General features: G+C 75.5%; 18 protein-coding genes. All 18 read right to left on the reverse strand.

Features of this window, described 5'->3' with window-relative positions:
• Positions 1-22 precede the first annotated feature (22 nt).
• On the reverse strand, positions 23-463 hold the full coding sequence (locus CAE01nite_RS16340) for a TraR/DksA family transcriptional regulator (protein WP_146906707.1): 441 nt from the start codon (positions 461-463) through the stop codon (positions 23-25).
• A 164-nt stretch (positions 464-627) separates the two neighbouring features.
• Complete coding sequence (locus CAE01nite_RS16345) at positions 628-1,278, reverse strand: DivIVA domain-containing protein (protein WP_146906592.1); 651 nt, start codon at positions 1,276-1,278, stop codon at positions 628-630.
• A gap of 209 nt (positions 1,279-1,487) precedes the next feature.
• Complete coding sequence (locus CAE01nite_RS16350) at positions 1,488-1,772, reverse strand: YggT family protein (RefSeq protein WP_146906593.1); 285 nt, start codon at positions 1,770-1,772, stop codon at positions 1,488-1,490.
• A gap of 3 nt (positions 1,773-1,775) precedes the next feature.
• Entirely contained in the window at positions 1,776-2,261 is a 486-nt protein-coding gene (locus CAE01nite_RS16355; RefSeq protein WP_146906594.1) for a cell division protein SepF, read from the reverse strand.
• Positions 2,262-2,345: 84 nt separating this feature from the next.
• Positions 2,346-3,194 carry a laccase domain-containing protein gene (locus CAE01nite_RS16360; RefSeq protein ID WP_246131286.1) on the reverse strand — a complete coding sequence of 283 codons (849 nt, stop codon included), beginning with the start codon at positions 3,192-3,194 and terminating at the stop codon, positions 2,346-2,348.
• Positions 3,195-3,204: 10 nt separating this feature from the next.
• On the reverse strand, positions 3,205-4,476 hold the full coding sequence (gene ftsZ / locus CAE01nite_RS16365) for a cell division protein FtsZ (protein WP_146906595.1): 1,272 nt from the start codon (positions 4,474-4,476) through the stop codon (positions 3,205-3,207).
• Between the two features lie 340 nt (positions 4,477-4,816).
• Positions 4,817-5,677 (reverse strand): cell division protein FtsQ/DivIB, encoded by an 861-nt coding sequence (locus tag CAE01nite_RS16375; RefSeq protein ID WP_146906596.1) that lies wholly within the window; start codon positions 5,675-5,677, stop codon positions 4,817-4,819.
• 242 nt (positions 5,678-5,919) lie between these two features.
• Positions 5,920-7,560: a UDP-N-acetylmuramate--L-alanine ligase gene (murC, locus tag CAE01nite_RS16380; RefSeq protein WP_146906597.1), complete on the reverse strand. Its 1,641-nt coding sequence runs from the start codon at positions 7,558-7,560 to the stop codon at positions 5,920-5,922.
• Positions 7,557-8,714 carry an undecaprenyldiphospho-muramoylpentapeptide beta-N-acetylglucosaminyltransferase gene (gene murG, locus CAE01nite_RS16385; RefSeq protein WP_146906598.1) on the reverse strand — a complete coding sequence of 386 codons (1,158 nt, stop codon included), beginning with the start codon at positions 8,712-8,714 and terminating at the stop codon, positions 7,557-7,559. Before murG ends, murC begins: the two co-directional genes overlap by 4 nt.
• Entirely contained in the window at positions 8,711-10,030 is a 1,320-nt protein-coding gene (ftsW, locus tag CAE01nite_RS16390) for a putative lipid II flippase FtsW (RefSeq protein WP_146906599.1), read from the reverse strand. The genes murG and ftsW overlap by 4 nt, the downstream gene beginning before the upstream one ends.
• Before the next feature lie 17 nt (positions 10,031-10,047).
• Positions 10,048-11,541 (reverse strand): UDP-N-acetylmuramoyl-L-alanine--D-glutamate ligase, encoded by a 1,494-nt coding sequence (gene murD, locus CAE01nite_RS16395; protein WP_146906709.1) that lies wholly within the window; start codon positions 11,539-11,541, stop codon positions 10,048-10,050.
• Between the two features lie 8 nt (positions 11,542-11,549).
• A complete protein-coding gene (gene mraY / locus CAE01nite_RS16400) occupies positions 11,550-12,632 on the reverse strand; it encodes a phospho-N-acetylmuramoyl-pentapeptide-transferase (RefSeq protein ID WP_146906600.1) in 1,083 nt (360 codons plus the stop codon).
• Positions 12,629-14,128, reverse strand: a complete 1,500-nt coding sequence (locus tag CAE01nite_RS16405) for a UDP-N-acetylmuramoyl-tripeptide--D-alanyl-D-alanine ligase (RefSeq protein WP_146906601.1) — start codon at positions 14,126-14,128, stop codon at positions 12,629-12,631. Before CAE01nite_RS16405 ends, mraY begins: the two co-directional genes overlap by 4 nt.
• Entirely contained in the window at positions 14,125-15,693 is a 1,569-nt protein-coding gene (locus CAE01nite_RS16410) for a UDP-N-acetylmuramoyl-L-alanyl-D-glutamate--2,6-diaminopimelate ligase (protein WP_146906602.1), read from the reverse strand. Before CAE01nite_RS16410 ends, CAE01nite_RS16405 begins: the two co-directional genes overlap by 4 nt.
• A gap of 67 nt (positions 15,694-15,760) precedes the next feature.
• On the reverse strand, positions 15,761-17,899 hold the full coding sequence (locus CAE01nite_RS16415; RefSeq protein WP_246131287.1) for a peptidoglycan D,D-transpeptidase FtsI family protein: 2,139 nt from the start codon (positions 17,897-17,899) through the stop codon (positions 15,761-15,763).
• A gap of 269 nt (positions 17,900-18,168) precedes the next feature.
• Complete coding sequence (ftsL, locus tag CAE01nite_RS16420) at positions 18,169-18,594, reverse strand: cell division protein FtsL (protein ID WP_146906603.1); 426 nt, start codon at positions 18,592-18,594, stop codon at positions 18,169-18,171.
• Positions 18,591-19,583, reverse strand: coding sequence for a 16S rRNA (cytosine(1402)-N(4))-methyltransferase RsmH (gene rsmH / locus CAE01nite_RS16425; protein ID WP_146906604.1), 993 nt, complete (start codon positions 19,581-19,583; stop codon positions 18,591-18,593). The genes ftsL and rsmH overlap by 4 nt, the downstream gene beginning before the upstream one ends.
• Before the next feature lie 327 nt (positions 19,584-19,910).
• Positions 19,911-20,345 carry a division/cell wall cluster transcriptional repressor MraZ gene (gene mraZ / locus CAE01nite_RS16430; protein WP_186816642.1) on the reverse strand — a complete coding sequence of 145 codons (435 nt, stop codon included), beginning with the start codon at positions 20,343-20,345 and terminating at the stop codon, positions 19,911-19,913.
• Between the last annotated feature and the right edge of the window lie 139 nt (positions 20,346-20,484).

Below are 20,484 nucleotides of genomic sequence, written 5' to 3' on the forward strand. Positions count from 1 at the left end.
AGTGTCCCACGCGGGACACCGGTCAGCGACGCTCCTCCCGCTGCTTGCAGACCACGCACAGGGTCGCGCGGGGGAACGCCTGCAGGCGGGCCTTGCCGATGGCGTTCCCGCACGACTCGCAGGTCCCGAAGGTGCCGCGACCGATCCGGGCCAGGGCGTGCGTCGTCTGGGTGAGCAGGTCGCGGGTGTTGTTCACCAGGGTCAGCTCGTGCTCGCGCTCCAGCGCGCTGGACCCGGAGTCCGCCTGGTCGTCCCCGGCGCCGTCACCGGAGTCGCGCAGCAGGTCCGAGAGCGTCTCGTCGGCGGCGGCGAGCTCGGCGCGGAGCCGCTGGATCTCGCCGGTGAGCTCCTCGGCGATCTCGAGGACCTCGGACTCGGTCCACGGATCCTCGGAGTCGCGGACGGGGAAGCGGCCGACCTTGTCGGCCAGGTCCGGGATGTCGGTCAGCGTCGTCGAGCCGATCGCTTCGTGAGCAGACACGAGCGCCCCCTGGAGGTCGAAGTCAGCAGAGACTAGACGCCCGCCTGCCGACGCACAACACACCACGCCGGATCGGGCCGGCGTGGTGTGTCGGGTGCTGCGGTGCGGGCGCTGACCTGCGGGTCAGCGCCCGGCGGGCGCGGCGGTCACAGGGCGCTCGGCGCCCCGCCCGCCGCCTGGTTCGCCCGGGGCGGCAGCGCGCTGCCGCGGCTGTCGAGGTCTCCGAGCAGGTTCTCGAGGTAGCTCTTCAGGCGCGTGCGGTAGTCGCGCTCGAAGACCCTCAGCTCGTCGATCTTGCGCTCCAGCAGGCTGCGCTCCTGCTCGAGCTGGGCCAGCGTGCGGTGGGACGTCTCCTCCGCCTCGCGGACGATGCGCGTGCCCTGCTGCTTGGCCTCGTTGATGAGACGCTCGCCCTCCTCCTGGCCGCTGCGCACGTAGTCGTCGTGCAGCTTCTGGGCGAGGAGCAGCATGCCGGTGGCGGACTCCGGCTCGCTGGCGCGCGACGGCGCGGGGGCCGGGGCGGCGGCGACCGGGGCGGGAGCCGGCACGGGCTCCGGCGCAGCCTCGGGGGCTGCGGCGGCGGCGGGCGCCTGTGCACCCGCGCGGCTGAGCTCGGCGACCCGACGCTCCGCGGCGGCGAGCTTGTTCTGCAGCTCGTCCCGCTCCGACTGGACCGCGCGAAGGGTGTTCACCACCTCGTCCAGGAAGTCGTCGACCTCGTCCTGGTCGTACCCCTCCCGGAACTTCGTCGCCTGGAACTTCTTGTTCAGGACGTCGTCTGCGGTCAGCAGTGCCATCGGTGTCACCTCTGCAAGTTCGATGCGCTCGTGGTCCGAGCTGGTCAGGCCGGCAGTCCGGCGACCACCAGCGTTCACCGTAGCGGACATTGCCGGGGTGGTCGCGCCACCCCCTGCGTGCACGCCGACGCCCGCCACCGCGGGGGCGGGGCGGGCGGAGTGGACGGCTCGGGGACGGGCGGCGACGGCCCCGGGTGCCGGGCCGGGCGCTACAGGCTGTTGAGGACCGACTGCAGGATGACGCAGAGGATGACCAGCACGAGGAATGCCATGTCCAGGCGGAACGCACCCAGGGACAACGGCGGGATGATCTGGCGCAGGGCGCGCAGCGGCGGGTCGGTCACCGTGTAGACGGCCTCCGCGACCACCAGCGCGATGCCGCGTGGGCGCCAGTCGCGGGCGAACACCTGGATCCAGTCGAACACGACCCGCACGAACAGCAGCAGCAGGAAGAGTCCGACGAGGAAGGCCAGGACGTCGCCGATGAGACTCACGGATCAGCTCTGGTTGTAGAACCCGGCGCGCATCTCGCCGGGCACAGCCTGCTCCTCGGCCGTCACCTCGACGTGCGCCGGGGAGAGCAGGAAGACCTTGTTGGTGACGCGCTCGATCGCGCCGTGCAGCCCGAAGATCAGGCCCGCCGAGAAGTCGACCAGACGCTTGGCGTCCGAGTCGTCCATGTCCGAGAGGTTCATGATCACCGGGGTGCCCTCGCGGAACGCCTCGCCGATCTTGCGGGCGTCGTTGTACGACCGCGGGTGGACTGTGGTGATCCGGCGCAGCTCGGGGTCCGGCGCCGGCGTCGGCGCCGGGACCAGCGCGTGGCTGCCGTTCGCACGGATGGGGGTCACCTGGGCCTCGTACTCGTGCGGCACGGCCGTCTCCAGCTCCTGGTACTCGTCGGTGTAGTCGTCGGTCCCGTGATCCCCGCGCTCGTCGGCGAGACCGAGGTACAGCATCGTCTTGCGCAGTGCTCCGGCCATCGCCTCGTCCTCTCGTGCCCACCCTGTGTCCTGCGCTGCGACGCTAGCAAGGGCCGCGTCCACCACCCCGGCGCGACACGCGCATCACGGGGCGGCGATCCGGACGACCGCGGCGAACCGTCCCTCCGGCTCCCCGGTGGCGCCCGAGCGACGGTGGGAGAAGTACCGGTCGTCGGTGTACGTGCACAGTCGCGTCTCCTGCACGTGCTCCACACCGAGCCCGCGCAGCACCGCGACCACGCCGGCGGGGAGGTCCAGAGCCGGCGTGCCCCACGACGTGCGGCTCGCGACCCAGGGCACGACGGCGGCGACCTCGTCACGCAACGCGGCCGGGACCTCGTAGCAGGCGCCGCAGATCGCTGGTCCGACCGCGGCCCGCACCCGGCTCACCCGGGCCCCGTGGCGCCCCATGGCGTGCACGGCCGCCTGCACGACGCCGTCGGCCAGGCCCCGGCGCCCGGCGTGCACGGCGGCGGCGACCCCGGCGACCGGGTCGGCGAGGAGCACGGGCACGCAGTCCGCGACGACGACAGCCGCGCCGGCACCTCCCCCGACGGCGACCAGCGCGTCCGCCTCGGCGACGGGGCCCACGCCGTCGTGGCCGACGGCGGGGTGGCTCGCGGCCGCGTCGGGCCGTGCGGACGCGAGCGCCACCGCGGTGCCGTGGACCTGCGTGGTCCAGGAGACCGCGCCGCCCGCCCAGGCCGCGAGGTCGCGACGGCGTCGCCGGACCTCGCCCGGGTCGTCCCCGACGCCGAGGCCGAGGTTCCCGCCGACGCCCGGTCGACCCGTGGTGGCGTCGGGCGGGACCGCCCTCCGGCCGGTGAACGCGGCCCGGACGCCGGGGCCCAGGTCCACGACGAGCAGCCCGGACGGTCCCGCGCGCGCGGGACCGTCCGGGCTGCCGACCTGACCCGTGGCGGGGTCGGTCACGACGAGCGGGCTACTTGAGGAAGTCCGGGACGTCCAGGTCCTCGTCGCGCCGGCGGCGCTGCTCCTCCTCGAAGATCCGCGGGACCTCGAGCTGGCCCGTGGTGGAGACCGCGTGCGGGTCCGAGGACAGGAAGGCCGGGACCGGCGTGCCGTTCGGGCCCGTCGGGGCGGCCTGCTGCGGCGCGGCGTGGCCGTTGAGCGGCGCGCCCGCCAGGTGCTGCGGGACCGGCACCGGGGCCGGGGAGGCGGCCGGCACCGTGACCGGCGACGGGGTCGGCACGGGGCGCGACGCCCCGACCTGGCCGACGCCGCGAGCCCCGCGGTGGGTCTCCGGACCGCCGTTGTCGAACCCGGCCGCGATGACCGTGACGCGGACCTCGTCGCCCAGGGCGTCGTCGATGACGGCACCGAAGATGATGTTCGCCTCGGGGTGCGCGGCCTCCTGGACGAGCCGGGCGGCCTCGTTGATCTCGAAGAGGCCGAGGTCGCTGCCACCCTGGATCGAGAGCAGCACGCCGTGCGCGCCGTCGATGCTCGCCTCGAGCAGCGGCGAGGAGATCGCCAGCTCGGCAGCCTGCACCGCACGGTCCTCGCCCCGGGCGGAGCCGATGCCCATCAAGGCGCTTCCTGCCGCCTGCATGACGGACTTCACGTCGGCGAAGTCGAGGTTGATCAGGCCCGGGGTGGTGATGAGGTCGGTGATGCCCTGCACACCGGACAGCAGCACCTGGTCGGCGGAGTGGAACGCGTCCAGCACCGACACCGAGCGGTCCGAGATGGACAGCAGGCGGTCGTTGGGGATGACGATGAGGGTGTCGACCTCGGCGCGCAGCGCGTCGATGCCCGTCTCGGCCTGGACCGAGCGGCGGCGGCCCTCGAACGTGAACGGGCGGGTGACCACGCCGATCGTCAGGGCACCCAGCGACCGCGCGATCCGTGCGACGACGGGCGCGCCGCCGGTGCCGGTGCCGCCGCCCTCGCCGGCGGTCACGAACACCATGTCCGCGCCGCGCAGGACGTCCTCGATCTCGTCGGCGTGGTCCTCGGCCGCCTTCTTGCCGACCTCGGGGTCGGCGCCCGCTCCCAGACCACGCGTCAGCTCGCGGCCGACGTCGAGCTTGACGTCCGCGTCGGACATCAGCAGGGCCTGCGCGTCGGTGTTGATCGCGATGAACTCGACCCCCTTGAGGCCGACCTCGATCATGCGGTTGACGGCGTTGACGCCACCGCCTCCGATGCCCACCACCTTGATGACCGCCAGGTAGTTCTGCGGAGCTGCCACGTCGTTGCCTCTCGTTCTGCCATGGGTAGAGCTGCGTGCGTTCGGGTGCCGGTGCAAACCCTCACCCTCAACTAGAGGGTTAGAGTTATGTCAAGTAGATCCAGTGGCGAGGACGGTAGGCGGGCCACCGAGGCGGATCAACGACCGACGCGCGCGTGTCGCGTCCGGATCGTCGGGTCTGTCCGGGTCGGCGCGACCGGCCGGATCGGGCGCGCAGCCCGGACGGCCGCCGGGCGGGCCGGGGCCCCGCGGACCGGGTGCCGGACGCCCCGGGGCCTGTCCGGACGGGCCGCCGTCCGATCCAGGGTCGTCCGGGAGGTCGGGACCGCCGGGTCCGGGCTCAGCGCGTGATGGGCAGCGTCGGGGCCGAGACGTCGTACTCGCCGGCGTCGGGCGCCGCGCCGCGCAGCGTCTGCAGCACCCGGATCTTCAGCGCCGCGTCCCCCGCGCTCCCCCACACGACGGACCTGCCGTCGCGCAGCCCCATCCGCACGGTGTCCTGGGTCGCGGCCTCGATGGACGAGACCTCGGCCGCCAGCTCCGGTGGCAGCGCCTGCAGGATCGTGAGGACCGCCGTCAACGTGCGCTCGCTGCCCTCCCCCACGGGCACGGACACGACCGGCAGCCCCTCCGGCGCCTGCGCCGTCCAGCCCACGCCGAAGCCCTCGGTGTCGAGCAGCGTGAACCCCCCGCGTGGCAGGTCGCGCAGGTCGGCACCGGGCGCCGGCGTCGCCGGGGGCGCCTCCTCGGGGACCGCGGCCACGGGCTCGCGCGACACCAGCGCGACGACGAGCCCGTGCGGCCAGATCCGGGACACCTTCGCCTGGCGGACGCCGGGGACCTCGAGCACCCGGTCACGCAGCCCGATGGTGTCCAGCCGCGGCAGCGGGGTGCCGTCGACCTCGTCGACGACCGCCTGGACGTCCGCGACGTCGACCACCGTCCCGGCGCCGGTGACCTGCACCCGGGACGCCTCCAGCGCCAGGACCGGGGACAGCAGGAGCAGCCAGGCGAGGGCGCCGAGCAGCACGACGACGGCGCCGGCGACGTAGGCCTTGTGCCGGGCGATCCGGCGTCGCATCGCCACCCGCTCGGCGAACCGTGCGGCCGACGCACCGGAGACGACGACGGGGCGGACCGGCAGCCCGAGCGCGCGCCGTCCGGCGGTGTAGGTGGTGACCGCGTCCGACGTCGCCGACACCGTGGGCCCTGCCGCCGGCGGTGGCGTCCCGGGGGCTGCCGGCGACCCGGCAGGGCCGGTGTCGGAGGTGGACCCGGGGAACGCGTCCGGCCTCGTGCGGTCGGCCGGCTCCGTCCCGCCCGCCGGGGTGGGCGGGACGGGGGGTCGCGGACCGGGGGCACGCCCGGGGCGGGGCTGGGCGGGGCGGGGCTGGGCGGGTCGTGCCCCGCGCGGCACCGGCGTCCCGGGGCGGGCGGGCGGCGTCACGAGGCGGACCGACCCGCGGCTCCGTCGGCAGGTCGCTCGTCGGACGCTGCGGCCGAGCCGTCGGCGGACGGCTCGGCAGAGCGGTCGACGGACGGCCGGGCCGTCCCGTGCACGTCGTCCGCGCCGTCGGCGAGCCGGGTGAGGTGGCTGAGCACGACGTCGGCGAGCTCGGTGACGTCCCCGGCGCCCACCGTCAGGAGCAGATCTCCCGGCGCGGCGAGCTCGGCGACGCGCCGGGCGGCGGCGAGCCGGTCCGCGACGAACTCCCCGTGCGCACCGTCGGACATGCGGTCGGTGATCGTCGCGCCGCTGACGTCCGGGTCGGGGTCCTCGCGCGCGCCGTAGACGTCGGTCACCACGACGGCGTCGGCCAGGGCGAGAGCGTCGGCGAACTCCGTCGCGAAGATCCGCGTGCGCGAGTACAGGTGCGGCTGGAACAGCACGACGACGCGCCCGCCCGCGGCGACCGGGCGGGCACCACGCAGCAGGGCGGCGACCTCCGTCGGGTGGTGGTCGTAGTTGTCGACGACCCGGACGCCCCCGGCCGTGCCGCGGTGCTCGAACCGGCGCCCGGTGCCGCGGAACGCGTCCAGCCCGCGGCGCAGGTCGGCCGGGTCGGCCCCGAGCAGCCGGGCCGCCGTCCAGGCCGCGGCCGCGTTGAGGGCGTTGTGGATCCCGGGGACCGCCAGCGTCAGCTCGGTCCGGAGCACCTCGCCGGCAGCCGCGAGGTCCGGGTGCGACGTGGTCAGCGTGAACGTGGAGCCGGCGCCGGGCCCCACGCGGAAGTCGCCGACCACGACGTCCGCCGCGGCGTCCTGGCCGTAGCCGACGGTCCGGGCGCCGCGGGCGCGCAGGGGGCGGGCGGCGGCGGCGAGCAGGGCGCGCGAGCCGGCGTCGTCGGCGCAGGCCACCAGGGCGCCGCCGTCGACCACGCGCTCGGCGAAGTCCCGGAAGGCCTGCTCGAACGCCTCGCGGGTGCCGTAGTGGTCGAGGTGGTCGGGCTCGACGTTGGTGACCACGGCGACCGTCGGACGGTAGGCGAGGAAGGAGGCGTCGGACTCGTCAGCCTCCGCGACGAACACCTCGCCGGCGCCGTGCCGGGCGCCGGCCAGCGGTCCGCTGGACGGCGCCCCGAGCGTCGCGCCGTCGGGGAGGTCGGCCAGCACGGTGCCGCCGATCGCGTACGACGGGTCCGCACCGGCGGCCAGCAGCGCGACCGACACCATCGCCGACGTCGTGGTCTTGCCGTGCGCCCCGGCGACGGCCACGGCGCGACGGTCCGCCATGAGCGCGGCGAGAGCCGCGGAGCGGTGCAGCACCCGCGCGCCGCGCGCGCGGGCCGTGGCCAGCTCGGGGTTGGTCTCCCGGACGGCGCTGGAGACGACCACCGTGTCGACGTCGTCGACGTGCGCGGCGTCGTGCCCCACGTGCACGTCGACCCCGGCCGCACGCAGGGCGGCCACCACGGCGCTGTCCCGGGCGTCGGAGCCGCTGACCGCCAGGCCGCGGGCGACCAGCAGCGCGGCGATCGCCGACATGCCGGCGCCGCCCACCCCGATCAGGTGCACGCGGCCGAGGTCCGCGACCGGCGTCCCGCCGCTGCGGTCCCCGGCGGTCACGCGGTCCCCGGCGGTCATGCCGGCCCCCCCTGGCGGGCGCGGAGTGCGGCCCGCTCGACGAGGTCGGCCACGCGCCCGGCGCCCTCGACGGTCCCGGCCCCGGCGGCCGCCCGGCCCATGGCCGCGAGCCGGTCGGCGTCGGCGAGCAGGGGCAGGACGTGCGAGCGGACCCACGCGGTCGTCAGGTCGGCGTCGGCCACGATGAGCCCGCCGCCCGCGTCCACCACCGGCGCCGCGTTGAGTCGCTGCTCGCCGTTGCCGATCGGCAGCGGCACGTACACCGCCGGCAGTCCCAGGGCCGCGAGCTCGCTCACCGTGGCCGCACCGGAACGGCAGACCACCAGGGAGGCGACGGCGTAGGCCTGCTCCATCTCGGAGAGGTACTCGCGCACGTGGTAGTGCGAGCGGACGTCGGGTTCGTCGGCGAGCGCGTCGCGTACGGCGTCGGACTTGCCCGTGCCGGTCAGGTGCAGGACCTGCACCCCGGCGGCGACGAGCTGCACGGCGGCGCCCGCCACGGCGGCGTTGAGCCGCGCCGCACCGAGGCTGCCGCCGGTGACCAGGACGGTGGGCCGCGACGGGTCCAGCCCGAGCGCGTCCGCGGCCGCCCGGCGGGCGCCGGCGGGGTCGTCCCCCCGACGTCGGGCCAGGTCGGCGACGGCGGTCCGCAGCGGCATGCCGACGACCTGCGCGCGGGGCAGCGGCGTGCCGGGGGACGTCACGGCGACCTCGGCGGCCCAGCGGGCGCCGAGCCGGTTCGCCAGCCCGGGGCGGGCGTTGGCCTCGTGCACCACCACCGGGATGCCACGGCGGCGCGCCGCGAGGTACGCCGGCGTCGCGACGTAGCCGCCGAAGCCGACGACGACCTGGGCACCGGTGCGCTCGATGGTGTCCCCGGCGGCTGCCACGGCGGCGCCCAGGCGTCCGGGCAGGCGCAGCCACTCGGCGGTCGGACGCCGGGGGAGCGGGACGCGCGGCACGAGGGCGAGCGGCAGCCCGCGCTCGGGCACCAGGCGTGCCTCCAGCCCGGTCGCGGTCCCCAGGACCGTGACCTCCAGGTCCGGGTGCCGTCGGCGCAGCTCCTCGGCGACGGCGAGCAGCGGGTTGACGTGGCCGGCGGTGCCGCCGCCGGCGAGCAGGACCGAGCGCAGCGCGGGGGTCGGGTCGCTCATCGCCGCGCCCCCTCACCGTGGGCCCGGCCCAGCACGGCCAGGGACCGGCGGACCACGCCCGGGCGGGCCGCGAGCGCCTCGGCGGCACCGGGCTCCTGCCGGGCGAACGCGATGAGGACCCCGATCGCCGCCATCGTCATGATCAGCGCGGACCCACCCGCGGAGACCAGGGGCAGCGGCACGCCGATGACCGGGGCGAGGCCGATGACCACGCCGATGTTGACCAGCGCCTGGCCGATGATCCACACGCTGATGGCGCCGGTGGTGATCACCACGAACGGGTCCGGGTGGCGGCGGATGATGCGGCTCATCGCCAGCCCGAGCGCCCCGAACAGGGCCAGCACCAGCAGCGTCCCGACCAGGCCGAGCTCCTCGCCGATGATCGCGAAGATGAAGTCGTTGTGCGCCTCGGGCAGGTAGGACCACTTCTCCCGGCTCGCGCCCAGCCCGATGCCCCACCAGCCCCCGGTGGCCAGGCCCCACTGGCCGTGCAGGGTCTGGTAGCACTCGGCGGTGACGTCGCAGGAGTCGCTGAACAGCGAGAAGATCCGCCTGACCCGGTTCGGGCTGGACACCACCAGGGCCACCACGGCCGCGGCCGCCCCGACCGCGGCGACGGCGAAGACCCGCAGCGGCGCCCCGGCCAGGAACATCCCGCCGCCCACCAGGAGCATGAGGATCATCGCGGTGCCCAGGTCGTTGCCGAGCAGGACGAGGCCGATCATCAGGGCGCCGACCGGCAGCACGGGGACGATCGCGTGGCGCCAGTCGTGCAGCAGCGCCTGCTTGCGGGCCAGCACGACCCCGATCCACAGGGCCAGCGCGAGCTTGACGATCTCGGACGGCTGCATCGTGATGGGGCCGACGCCGATCCAGTTCTGGTTGCCGCCCTCGCCGAGCCCGAGCGGCGTGAAGACGAGCAGCTGGAGCACCGCGGCGCCGACGAGCATGGGCCACGCGAGCCGCTTGAGCGCGGCGACCGGCAGCCGGCTCATCACCCACAGCACCGGGAGCCCGATGATCGCGAACTGCGCCTGCTTGAGGAACTCCGCGTACGGCGAGCGGTCGTCGGCCAGCGACTCCACGCTCGAGCTGGACAGGACCATCACGAGCCCGAGGACGACGAGCATCGTCGTGGCGCCGGTCAGCAGGTAGTAGCTCGTGACGGCGCTGTTCCAGTGGCCCAGCACCGCCGCGAGGTCGCGGCGGCGGCCGTGCAGCGCGGCGCCCGTCGAGGCCGTCGCGGCACCGGCGGGTCGGCGGGGGTCGTGGTCGCGCGCCGAGGCGGCCGGGCGGTACCCGGCGGTCTGCGTCATGCCGCGTCCCTCGCCGCTCACCGGTCGCCGAGCGCCCGGGCGGCCGCGGCGAACGCGTCACCCCGCTCGGCGTAGGACGTGAACTGGTCCATCGAGGCGCAGGCCGGTGCGAGCAGCACGGTGTCGCCCGGCCGGGCGAGCCGGCGGGCCTGGTCGACGGCGCGGGTCATCACCGTCCCAGTGTCGTCGGGATCCACCCCGACGACGGGAACCTCGGGAGCGTGTCGGGCCAGCGCACCGGCCAGCGGCTCCTGGTCGACGCCGATCAGCACGACGGCGTGCAGCCGGTCCCGGCGGGCGCGGACCAGCTCGTCGAACGACGCCCCCTTGGCCAGCCCCCCGGCGACCCAGACGACGCCGCCGCGCGGCAGGGCGGCCAGCGAGGCCGCCGCCGCGTGCGCGTTGGTCGCCTTGGAGTCGTCGACGTAGCGGACGCCGTCGACGGTGGCGACGGTCTGGATCCGGTGCGCGCCGGGCGCGTACGCGCGCAGCCCGTCGCGCACCGCGGCCGGCGGGACGCCGTGCGCGAGCGCGAGCGCGGCGGCCGCGAGCGCGTCCGCGACCACGTGGGACGGGACCGCGCCGGTGCGCGGGTCGGTCCCCTCGCCGCCGCCCGGCGCGAGGTGCTCGAGGTCCGCCAGCGTGCCCAGCTCGGCGGCGTGCGTGTGCCGCAGCACGGCGAATCCGCGGTCGACGAGCACGTCCTCGACGAGGCCGACCTGCCCGACGCTCGGAATGCCGAGCGTGAACCCGACCGCGACCGCGCCGTCCACGACGTCGGCGTCCCGGACGAGCTGCTCGGTCAGCGGGTCGGCGGAGTTGTAGATGCAGGCCACCTGGGCGCGCTCGAAGATCCGGCCCTTGGCCGCGGCGTAGTCCTCGAAGGTGCCGTGCCAGTCCAGGTGGTCGGGGGCGACGTTGAGCACGGCCGCCGCCTGCGCGGACATGGACCGCGTGTGGTGCAGCTGGAAGCTGGACAGCTCCACGGCCAGGACGTCGAGGTCGGGGTCGGTGGCCGCCAGGATCGCCGGCGTCCCGACGTTGCCGACCGCCAGGGTGCGGCGTCCCGCCGCGGTGAGGATCGCCTCGAGCATCCCGACGGTCGTGGTCTTGCCGTTCGTCCCGGTGACCGCGAGCCACGGCGCCGGGCCGCGCGGGGTGCCGTCCGCGTCGGGGGTCCGGTCCGCGCGCAGCCGCCAGGCCAGCTCGACCTCGCTCCACACCGGGATGCCGCGACGCTCCGCCTCGGCGAGCACGGGCGTGGTGGGACGCCACCCGGGCGACGCGACGACGAGGTCGACGTCGTCCAGGGCGGAGCCCACGGCGAACCCGTCGACGTCCGCGACGTCGGCGTCCGGGTCGCGCGCGTCGAGCGTCGTGACGCGGGCGCCGCGGGCGGTGAGCACCTCGGCGACCGCGCGGCCGGTGACGCCGTAGCCGGCGACGACGACGCGCCGGCCGGACAGGTCCGGGGTGCCCGGGCGCGCACCCGGGACGTCGGGGAGCGGCAGGTCCGGCACTAGCCCGCGACCCACTCGGCGTAGTACACGCCGATCCCCGCGGCGACGAACAGCCCCGCGATGATCCAGAACCGGATGACGATGGTGACCTCGCCCCACCCGGACAGCTCGAAGTGGTGGTGCAGCGGCGCCATCTTGAAGACCCGCTTGCCGGTCATCTTGAAGAAGCCGATCTGGATGACGTCGGAGAGCACGACGAGCACGAACAGGCCGCCGATGATCGCGGCGAGGACCTCCGTGCGGGACAGGATCGACAGCCCGGCCAGGGCGCCGCCCAGGGCCAGGGACCCCGTGTCGCCCATGAAGATCTTCGCCGGGCTCGCGTTCCACCACAGGAACCCGAAGCAGGCGCCGGTGATGGCCGCGGCCACCACCGCCAGGTCCAGCGGGTCGCGCGTCTCGTAGCAGCGCGGGCCCACGGTGAGGATCGACTGGCAGGTCTGGTTGGACTGCCAGACGCAGACGATGACGTAGGCGCCGAACACGATGAGGGACACACCGGTCGCCAGGCCGTCGAGCCCGTCGGTGAGGTTCACGGCGTTCGACCAGGCCGTGATGAGGAAGTTCGCCCAGATGACGAACAGGATCAGGCCCACGGTCGCGCCGGCGAACGCCAGGTCCAGCCCGGTGTCGCGGATGAACGAGATCTGGGTGGACGCCGGCGTGCGGAAGTTCTGGTTCGGGAACTGCAGGGCGGCCACCGCGAAGCCGATCCCGACGAGCCCCTGCCCGATGATCTTCCAGCGGGCGCGCAGGCCCAGGCTGCGCTGCCGGGAGATCTTGATGAAGTCGTCGAGGAACCCCACCACCCCCAGCCCGGTCATGAGGAACAGCACCAGGACGGCGGACGCGCTGGGCAGGTTCCCCGTGACCAGGCTCGCGCCGGCCCACCCCAGCAGCGTGGCCAGGATGATGACGACGCCGCCCATGGTCGGCGTCCCGCGCTTGGTGAAGTGCGCGGTCGGACCGTCCTGGCGGATGAACTGCCCGTACTGCTTGCGGACGAGGTAGCGGATGAACAGCGGGGTTCCCAGCAGCGACAGGACCAGCGCGAGCCCGCCGGAGATGAGGACCGCCCTCACGGGGCGACCACCGCCTCGTCCCCGCCCGTGGCCTCGTCGGCCGGGCCGGCGGCGCCGGTCGCGCCGGCACCGTCGGCGGTGAGGAGGTCCCCGAGCCGCCACAGGCCCGCCCCGAAGGACGACTTGACCAGGACGACGTCGCCCGCGCGGAGCTCGTCGGCGAGGAAGGCGGCCGCGGCGTCGACGTCGTCGACCATGGCGACCTCGTCGCCCCACGAGCCCTCACGCAGCGCACCGTCGGCGATCGGCTGGGCGCCGGACCCGACGACGACGGTGAGGCCGACGTTCAGCCGCACCACCATGAGCCCCAGGGCCTCGTGCGCGGTCCGGTGGTCCTCGCCGAGCTCGAGCATCTCCCCCAGCACCGCGACGGAGCGGCGGTCGCGGCCGGCGACGACGGCGAGCGTCTTGAGCGCGGCCCGCATGGAGTCCGGGTTGGCGTTGTAGGAGTCGTCGATGACCGTCACGCCGTCGGCGCGCTCGACGACGTTCATGCGGTGCGGGCTGAGCGTGCCGGCCGACGACAGCCGCTCGGCGACGTCCGCCAGACCCAGCCCGAGCCGCAGGGACACCGCGGCGGCGGCGAGCGCGTTGTGGACGTGGTGCTCCCCCACCAGCCGGAGCGTGACGGTCGCGCTGTCACCGCCCGCGGTCAGGGCGAACGTGGCGCGGCCGGCGCGGTCCACGCGCACGTCGGTGGCGCGCACGTCGGCGCCCTCGGAGCTACCGAACGTCACCACGTCACCGGGCGCGGCGTCCGCCATCGCGGCCACGCGCATGTCGTCGGCGTTGAGGACCGCCACACCGCCGGGCGCCAGGCCCGCCACGATCTCGGCCTTGGCGCGCGCCACGGCCTCGATCCCGCCGAACTCCCCCAGGTGCGCGCTGCCGACCACCAGGACGGCGGCGACGTCGGGCGGCGCGATGCCGGTCAGGTAGGTCAGGTGGCCCAGCCCGCTGGCCCCCATCTCCAGGACGAGGAACCGGGTCTGCTCGTCGGCGCGCAGGACGGTCAGCGGAAGGCCGATCTCGTTGTTGAACGACTTCACCGGTGCGACGGTCGGGCCCGACGGCGTCAGCAGCTGGGCGAGCAGGTCCTTCGTCGTGGTCTTGCCGACCGACCCGGTGACGCCGACGACGGTGAGCCGGGTCGCGCCCGCCTCGTCGTCGGTCCGCAGCCGCAGCAGCACCTCGCGCGCGAGGTCGCCCAGCGCGCGCTCGACGTCGTCGACCAGGACGCTCGGCAGCTCGCGGCCGTCGTCGCCGACCGTCGCGCGCGACGCGAGCACGAGGGCCGCGCCGCGGTCCACGGCCGCGGCGGCGTAGTCGTGCCCGTCCACGTGCTCGCCGGGCAGCGCGACGAACAGCGACCCGGTGTCGACCTGGCGCGAGTCCACCACCACCGGCCCGTGCACCATCAGTGCCGGGTCGAGGGTCTGCGGGTGCAGCCGTCCGCCCGTGGCGGCCGCCACCTCGGCGGCCGTCAGGGCGATCACTCGCCGGCCCCGCGAGCGGGCGTGCCGACGGCGGCGAGCAGGACGTCGCGGTCGTTGTACCGGTGGAAGACCCCGGCGATCTCCTGGGTGGGCTCGTGCCCCTTGCCGGTGATGATGATCGTGTCCTTGTCGTCGGCGAGCGCGAGGGCCGCCCGGATGGCGTCCGCGCGCGACGTCGCCTCATGGATGTCGGTGCCGTCGGGACGCTCGGCGCGTGCCCCGGCGAGGATCTGGGCCCGGATCGCGGCCGGGTCCTCCGACCGCGGGTTCTCGTCGGTCACGACCAGCACGTCGGCCAGCCGCGCCGCGATCTGCCCCATGATCGGGCGCTTGCCCTGGTCCCGGTCGCCGTCGGACCCGAAGACCAGGACGAGCCGGCCGGGCGTGATCGGCCGGACCGCCTCCAGGGCCAGCACGAGCGCGTCCGGGGTGTGGGCGTAGTCGACCAGGGCCAGCGGCAGGCCGCCGCCGCGCTCGACCACGCGCTCCATCCGGCCGGGGATGGCGTGCGCGGTGCCCACGGCGGCGATCGCGGCGTCGAGCGGCACCCCGGCGCGGTGCGCGAGCACGATCGCCAGCGCGGCGTTGGAGACGTTCACGAGCCCGGGCAGCGGGCTCGCGGCGGCGTGCTCCACGCCGTCCGGGCCGCGCAGCGTGAAGGTCGACCCGACGCCGTCCAGGCCGATGGTCGCCGCGGTGACGGCCCAGTCGGCACCGGCGGCCTGCGGCGAGCCGACGTGGGTGGAGACCGACTCCACCGGCACGGGGGACTGCGCGACGAGCCGGCGTCCCCACTCGTCGTCGACGACGACGACCCCGCGGCGGGCCTGCGCGGGCGCGAACAGGCGCGCCTTGTCCGCGAAGTAGCCCTCCATGTCGCCGTGGAAGTCCAGGTGGTCGCGCTGGAGGTTGGTGAACCCCACGACGTCGAAGGTCAGGCCGTGCACCCGGCCGAGCGCGAGGGCGTGGCTGGAGACCTCCATGGTCACCGCGCCGGCGTCCCGCTCACGGGCCAGGCGCAGCAGCGCGTGCAGGGCGGGCGCCTCCACCGTGGTGCGGGGGCTCTCGATCGCCTCCTCGCCGATGCGCAGCTCGACCGTGCCCAGGACGGCGGTCGTCGCGTGCACGGCGCGCAGCGCGGCGTCGACGAAGTAGCTGGTGGTCGTCTTGCCGTTGGTGCCGGTGATGCCGACGGTGACGAGCTCGGTGGCCGGGTGCCCGTGCACCCAGGCGGCGAGGTCGCCCAGCAGCGCCCGGGGGTCGTCGGCGACGAGCACCGGGACGTCGAGGTCGCCGCACCGGTCCGCGCCCTGCGCGTCGGTGAGCACCGCCACGGCACCGGCGGCCACCGCGGCGGGTGCGTAGGCGGCGCCGTGCACCCGGAACCCGTCCAGGCCGACGAACAGGTCGCCCGGCTCCACCTCGGAGCTGGCGTGCGTGACGCCGGTGACGACGACGTCGGGCTGCTCGGGTCCCGCCCAGCGCAGCGCGAAGGTGCGTGCGAGGTCGACGACCCCGTGGACCGTGGGATGCGCAGGGCGCATCCGGCCGTACGGGGACGTCATGGGACGAATCTACCGCGGGCCGTCGGGCCGGGCCGGAGGGCGAGCGGCCGCGCGGGCATGGTCTGCCTCACTCGTAGGTCGTCGGGAAGAGGGCGGCCGGCGCACCGGTGGGCGGCACCTTGAGCAGCTGCAGGGCGAAGCCGCCGACCTCGCTGAAGACCGGCGCCGCGACCGTGCCGCCCCACTCGGACGTGCGCGGGTTGTGCATGATCACGGCGATCGCGATCCGCGGGTCGTCGGCCGGTGCGACGCCGATGAACGACGCCGTGATGCCGACCTGCCCGTCGGCGCCCCACGCCTGCGCCGTGCCGGTCTTGCCCGCCACCCGGTAGCCCGGGATCGCGGCGTCGGCGCCGGTGCCGCCCTCGCTCGTCACGACGCTCTCCAGCATCGTCATCACCGTGTTCGCGGTCTCCTCGGAGACCACCCGGACGCCCTCACCGGGTGTGGTGGCGGGCTGCACGGTGCCGTCGGGGAGCGTGTAGCCCTTGATGAGGTGCGCCGGCATCCGTACGCCGCCGTTGGCGATGGTGGCGAAGACCTGGGTCGCCTGGACCGCGTTGACCGATACGCCCTGGCCGAACAGGACCGCGTACTTGGTGCGCCCGTCCCAGGCGTCCGCCGGGTGCAGGATGCCGGCCGACTCCCCCTCCAGCTCCAGACCGGTGCGGGTGCCGAACCCGAACTTGGCCAGGTAGTCGTGGCGCACCTGCTGCGGGATGTTCTGGCCGATCATCACCGTGCCGGTGTTCGACGACTCGGCGAGGATGCCGGTCGTCGTCAGCCTCAGGCCCGGGTGCTCGTGGGAGTCCTTGAAGGTCTGCCCGTTCGCCGTCGTGTACTGGTAGGGCACCTCCCACGGCTGCAGCGGGTCGGTCACGCCGGTCTCCAGCGCCGCGGCCATGGTGATGACCTTGGCGGTGGACCCGGGCTCGAAGACGTCGGAGATGGCACGCGAGCCGCGCCGGTCGGCGGCGGTGGCGCCGGGGTCGTTGGGGTCGACCGAGCCGGAGTCGACCAGCGCGAGGATCTCGCCCGTGGTGACGTCCATCGCGACGAGGGACCCGGAGTCCGACCCCGTGGTCGCGACCTGCTGGTCGATCGCCTCCTGGGCCTTCCACTGCAGGTCCCGCAGGATCGTGGTCCGCACGTCGGTGCCGGGCTGGGCCGGGGTCTCCTCGCGGACGCCGCCGGGGATCTCCTGCCCGCCCGCGCCACGCTCGTAGCGGTACGTGCCGTCGACGCCGGTCAGGACCTCGTCCAGCGAGCGCTCCAGGCCCGCCTGCCCGCGGCCGTCGCGGTCGACGAAGCCGACGACGTTCCCCCCGACGGTGCCGGCCGGGTACACCCGCTCGTCCTCCCGGTCGGCCTCGACGCCGGTGATGCGCTCCTCGCGGATGGCGCGCCACACGTCCGGCAGGACGCCGCGGCGGATCTCGACGTACCGCTTGTCGCCGACCAGGGCGGCCCCGAGCTCGGCGGGGTCCATCCCGAGCAGCGGACCCAGGATCGCCGCGGCGTCGGCCGGGCCCTCCTCGAGCACCTTGCCGCCCGAGGTCCGCTTCCAGGCGGCGACCTTCGTCTGGTCGACCCAGACGACGTAGCGCTCCACCGACGTCGCCAGCGCGACGCCGTCCGCGTCGGTGATCTCCCCGCGGGGGGCGACCAGGTGCGCGGTCCCCATCCGCTTCTCGAGCGCCTCGGCGGCGACCGCCGACCCGATCAGCCCCTGGACGTAGACCAGGCGGGCGGCGAACACCACGAGCACGGTCAGGGTGAGCACCATCAGGACGCTGTGCCGCCGGCCGGGCGCGGCCGGGCGTGCCGGGGCGTCGCGGTCCGTGCGCCCGCGGCGGGTCGGGACGCCCGCGGTCGAGGTCCGCGCCAGCGTCCGGGCGGTCGTCCGGTCGGGGGTCCTCGCGTCGTGCTCGACCGTCGTCCTGGCGTCGGTCCGCGACCGGACGGTCGTCGTGCCGCGGGTGGTCGTCGTTCCGCGGGTGGACGTCGTGCCGCGGGTGGACGTCGCGCGGTCGGTCGTCGCGCGGCCGGTCGCCGCACCCGGCGCCGTCGTCGCGCGGTCGGTCGTCGCGCCCGGCGCCGTCGTCGCGCGGTCGGTCGTCGCGCCCGGCGCCGTCGTCGCGCCGCGCCCGGCGGTCGGCCGCGTGGCGCGGGTGCCCGGCAGCGGGCGCCCCGCGGTCGGACGCACGGCCGCGTCGCCGCGACGCGCGCCGGCATCGCGCGAGGTCGCGGTGCGGGCGGTCGCGGCGGGCGCGGCGTCGACGGCAGTGGCGCCGGTCCCGCGCGGCGCGGCGGTGGTCGGTCGGCCGGTGGACGGCGACGGGCGAGCCGCCGAGGTCCGGTCGCCGGCGGCTCCGCGCGCCCGCGACGGCGAGGAGCCCGCGGTCGTCCGGGACGTCGAGGTGGTGCCGCCCGGCCGGGCGGCACCCGGCAGGCCGGCGTCGCGGCGCTCGCCGGTCATCCGGCGGCCCCGGCGGGCGTCGGGGTGCCCAGGACGGCGCCGTCGGAGAGCCGCAGGTACGCCGACGGCGGCGCCTGGACCAGCCCGAGCGCGCGCGCCGAGGCGGCGAGCTGGGGCGGGGACGCCTGGGCGTCCAGGCTCGTGCGCAGCGACTGCTCGGTGCGCGCCAGCCCGGCGAGCTCCACCTGCATCTCGTGCTTGCGGTAGGCGGCGCCGGCCATGCTCGTGTTGAGCACGAGCGCGCCGAGCAGCGACCCGACGAAGATCGCGATGCAGAGCAGCACGAACGGCACCCGGGTGCGGCCGTGCTCGGGTGCCCGGACCACCCGCAGGCGGGGACCCGAGCCGCGGCCGCGGCCAGGAGCCGGGGCGTCCTCAGCCGGCCGGGCCGCGGGTGCGAAGGACTGTGGAACGGCACTCATGGGCGCACCCCCCGGAGGTGGTCGGGCGTGGGACGGAGCCGCTCGGCGGCCCGCAGGCGGACGGACTGCGAGCGCGGGTTGCGCTCGCGCTCCTCGGGCGGCGCCTCCTCGGCGCCGCGGGTGACCAGCCGCAGGTACGGCTTGTGGGTCTCGGGCTCGACCGGCAGGTCCGGCGGGGCGCTCGACGTCGCGCCGGCGGCGAACGCGCGCTTGACGATCCGGTCCTCCAGCGAGTGGTACGCCTCGACGACGATGCGCCCACCGACGGCGAGCGCCTCGATCGACGCGGGCACCGCCCGCTCGAGCACCTCGAGCTCGCGGTTGACCTCGATCCGCAGCGCCTGGAAGGAGCGCTTGGCCGGGTTGCCGCCGGTCTTGCGGGTGGCCGCCGGGATGCTGGCGCGCAGGAGGTCGACCAGCTCGGCGGTCCGGGTCAGCGGCGCGGTGGCGCGGCGGCGCACGACGTTGCGCGCGATGCGGGCGGCGAACCGCTCCTCGCCGTACTCGCGCAGCACCCGGGCCAGGTCGCGCTCGTCGTAGGTGTTCAGCACGTCGGCCGCCGTCGGACCGGTGGACGGGTCCATCCGCATGTCCAGCGGCGCGTCCTGCGCGTAGGAGAACCCGCGCTCGGGCTCGTCGAGCTGCAGGGAGGACACGCCCAGGTCCATGAGCACCGCCTGCACCTCGTCCAGCCCGAGGTCGTCGACGACGTCGCCGATCTGGTCGTAGACGGCGTGCACGGGCCGGAACCGCTCGCCGAACCGCGCCAGACGCCGGCCGGCGAGGTCCAGCGCCTGCGGGTCGCGGTCGAGCCCGATGACCCGGACGTCGGGGAAGCGGTCCAGCACCGCCTCGGTGTGACCGCCCATGCCGAGCGTCGAGTCGACCATCACGGCGCCGGGCTGCCCGACGGCGGGCGCGAGCAGCTCGAGGCAGCGCTCGAGCAGGACCGGCGTGTGCCGGTCCGCCGTGTCGCGCGGCTCGCTCATCGGCTGCTCCTGGTGGGTCGTGCGGTGGGTGGTGCGGTGGGTCGTGCGGCGGGTCGTCCCGCGGGTCGTGCGGTGGGTGGTCCGGGGGTGCTGGGGTTTGCGATGCGGTCGGCGCCCGGAGGCACGTCGGCCGCTCGCGGTCCGGGCGGACGCCGGGGTGGCGTCCCGATCGCGGGGCGGTGGATGGGTGGACGGGGCGGCTGTGGGTGGCGGCTGGTGCGATGGGCGGGGGTGCGCCGTCCGGTCAGGTCCCCCTCCGACCCTCTGGCGCCGGGGAAGTGCGTCAGAGCAGGCGGGAGGAGACCTCACCGGACGGGGCGTCGTCCCCTAGAAGGGGCCGTTCGGGAACACCTCCTCGGCGGTGTCGGCGTAGTCGGACTCCTGCTCGGCCAGGTAGGTCTCCCACGCGGCCAGGTCCCAGATCTCGACCCGGGTGCCGGCGCCGATGACGGCGACGTCGCGGTCCAGACCGGCGTAGGTGCGCAGGGTGGGCGGGATCGAGATGCGGCCCTGCTTGTCGGGCAGCTCGTCGCTGGCCCCGGACAGGAAGACGCGCAGGTAGTCGCGCGCCTGCTTGCTGGTCACCGGCGCCTGCCGGATCTGGTCGTGCATCCGGCGGAACTCCTCCAGCGGCAGGAGGAACAGGCACCGCTCCTGGCCGCGCGTCATCACCAGGCCCGGAGCCAGCTGGCCGCGGAACTTCGCCGGGAGGATCAGCCGGCCCTTGTCGTCGAGCCGCGGCGTGTAGGTGCCCAGGAACATCGCGGAGCCGGCGCCGAGGAGGTCGCTCATGGACAGCCGACCCCTCCCCGCAGACACCCGCTCGCACCCTGTGCCTCCACACTACTCCACATCCCTCCACCGACAAGGGGGCATGTGCCTCTCGGGACGCCCAGTCGGG

The sequence above is a fragment of the Cellulomonas aerilata genome, assembly GCF_007991755.1.
Taxonomy (GTDB): domain Bacteria; phylum Actinomycetota; class Actinomycetes; order Actinomycetales; family Cellulomonadaceae; genus Pengzhenrongella; species Pengzhenrongella aerilata.

Coding starts and splice junctions, on each gene's coding strand:
- CAE01nite_RS16345 (WP_146906592.1), bottom strand. CDS start 1,278: ATGGCACTGCTGACCGCAGACGACGTCCTGAACAAGAAGTTCCAGGCG.
- CAE01nite_RS16355 (WP_146906594.1), bottom strand. CDS start 2,261: ATGGCCGGAGCACTGCGCAAGACGATGCTGTACCTCGGTCTCGCCGAC.
- murC (WP_146906597.1), bottom strand. CDS start 7,560: ATGACCGCCGGGGACCGCGTGACCGCCGGGGACCGCAGCGGCGGGACG.
- murG (WP_146906598.1), bottom strand. CDS start 8,714: ATGAGCGACCCGACCCCCGCGCTGCGCTCGGTCCTGCTCGCCGGCGGC.
- ftsW (WP_146906599.1), bottom strand. CDS start 10,030: ATGACGCAGACCGCCGGGTACCGCCCGGCCGCCTCGGCGCGCGACCAC.
- CAE01nite_RS16410 (WP_146906602.1), bottom strand. CDS start 15,693: ATGACGTCCCCGTACGGCCGGATGCGCCCTGCGCATCCCACGGTCCAC.
- ftsL (WP_146906603.1), bottom strand. CDS start 18,594: ATGAGTGCCGTTCCACAGTCCTTCGCACCCGCGGCCCGGCCGGCTGAG.
- rsmH (WP_146906604.1), bottom strand. CDS start 19,583: ATGAGCGAGCCGCGCGACACGGCGGACCGGCACACGCCGGTCCTGCTC.
- mraZ (WP_186816642.1), bottom strand. CDS start 20,345: ATGTTCCTGGGCACCTACACGCCGCGGCTCGACGACAAGGGCCGGCTG.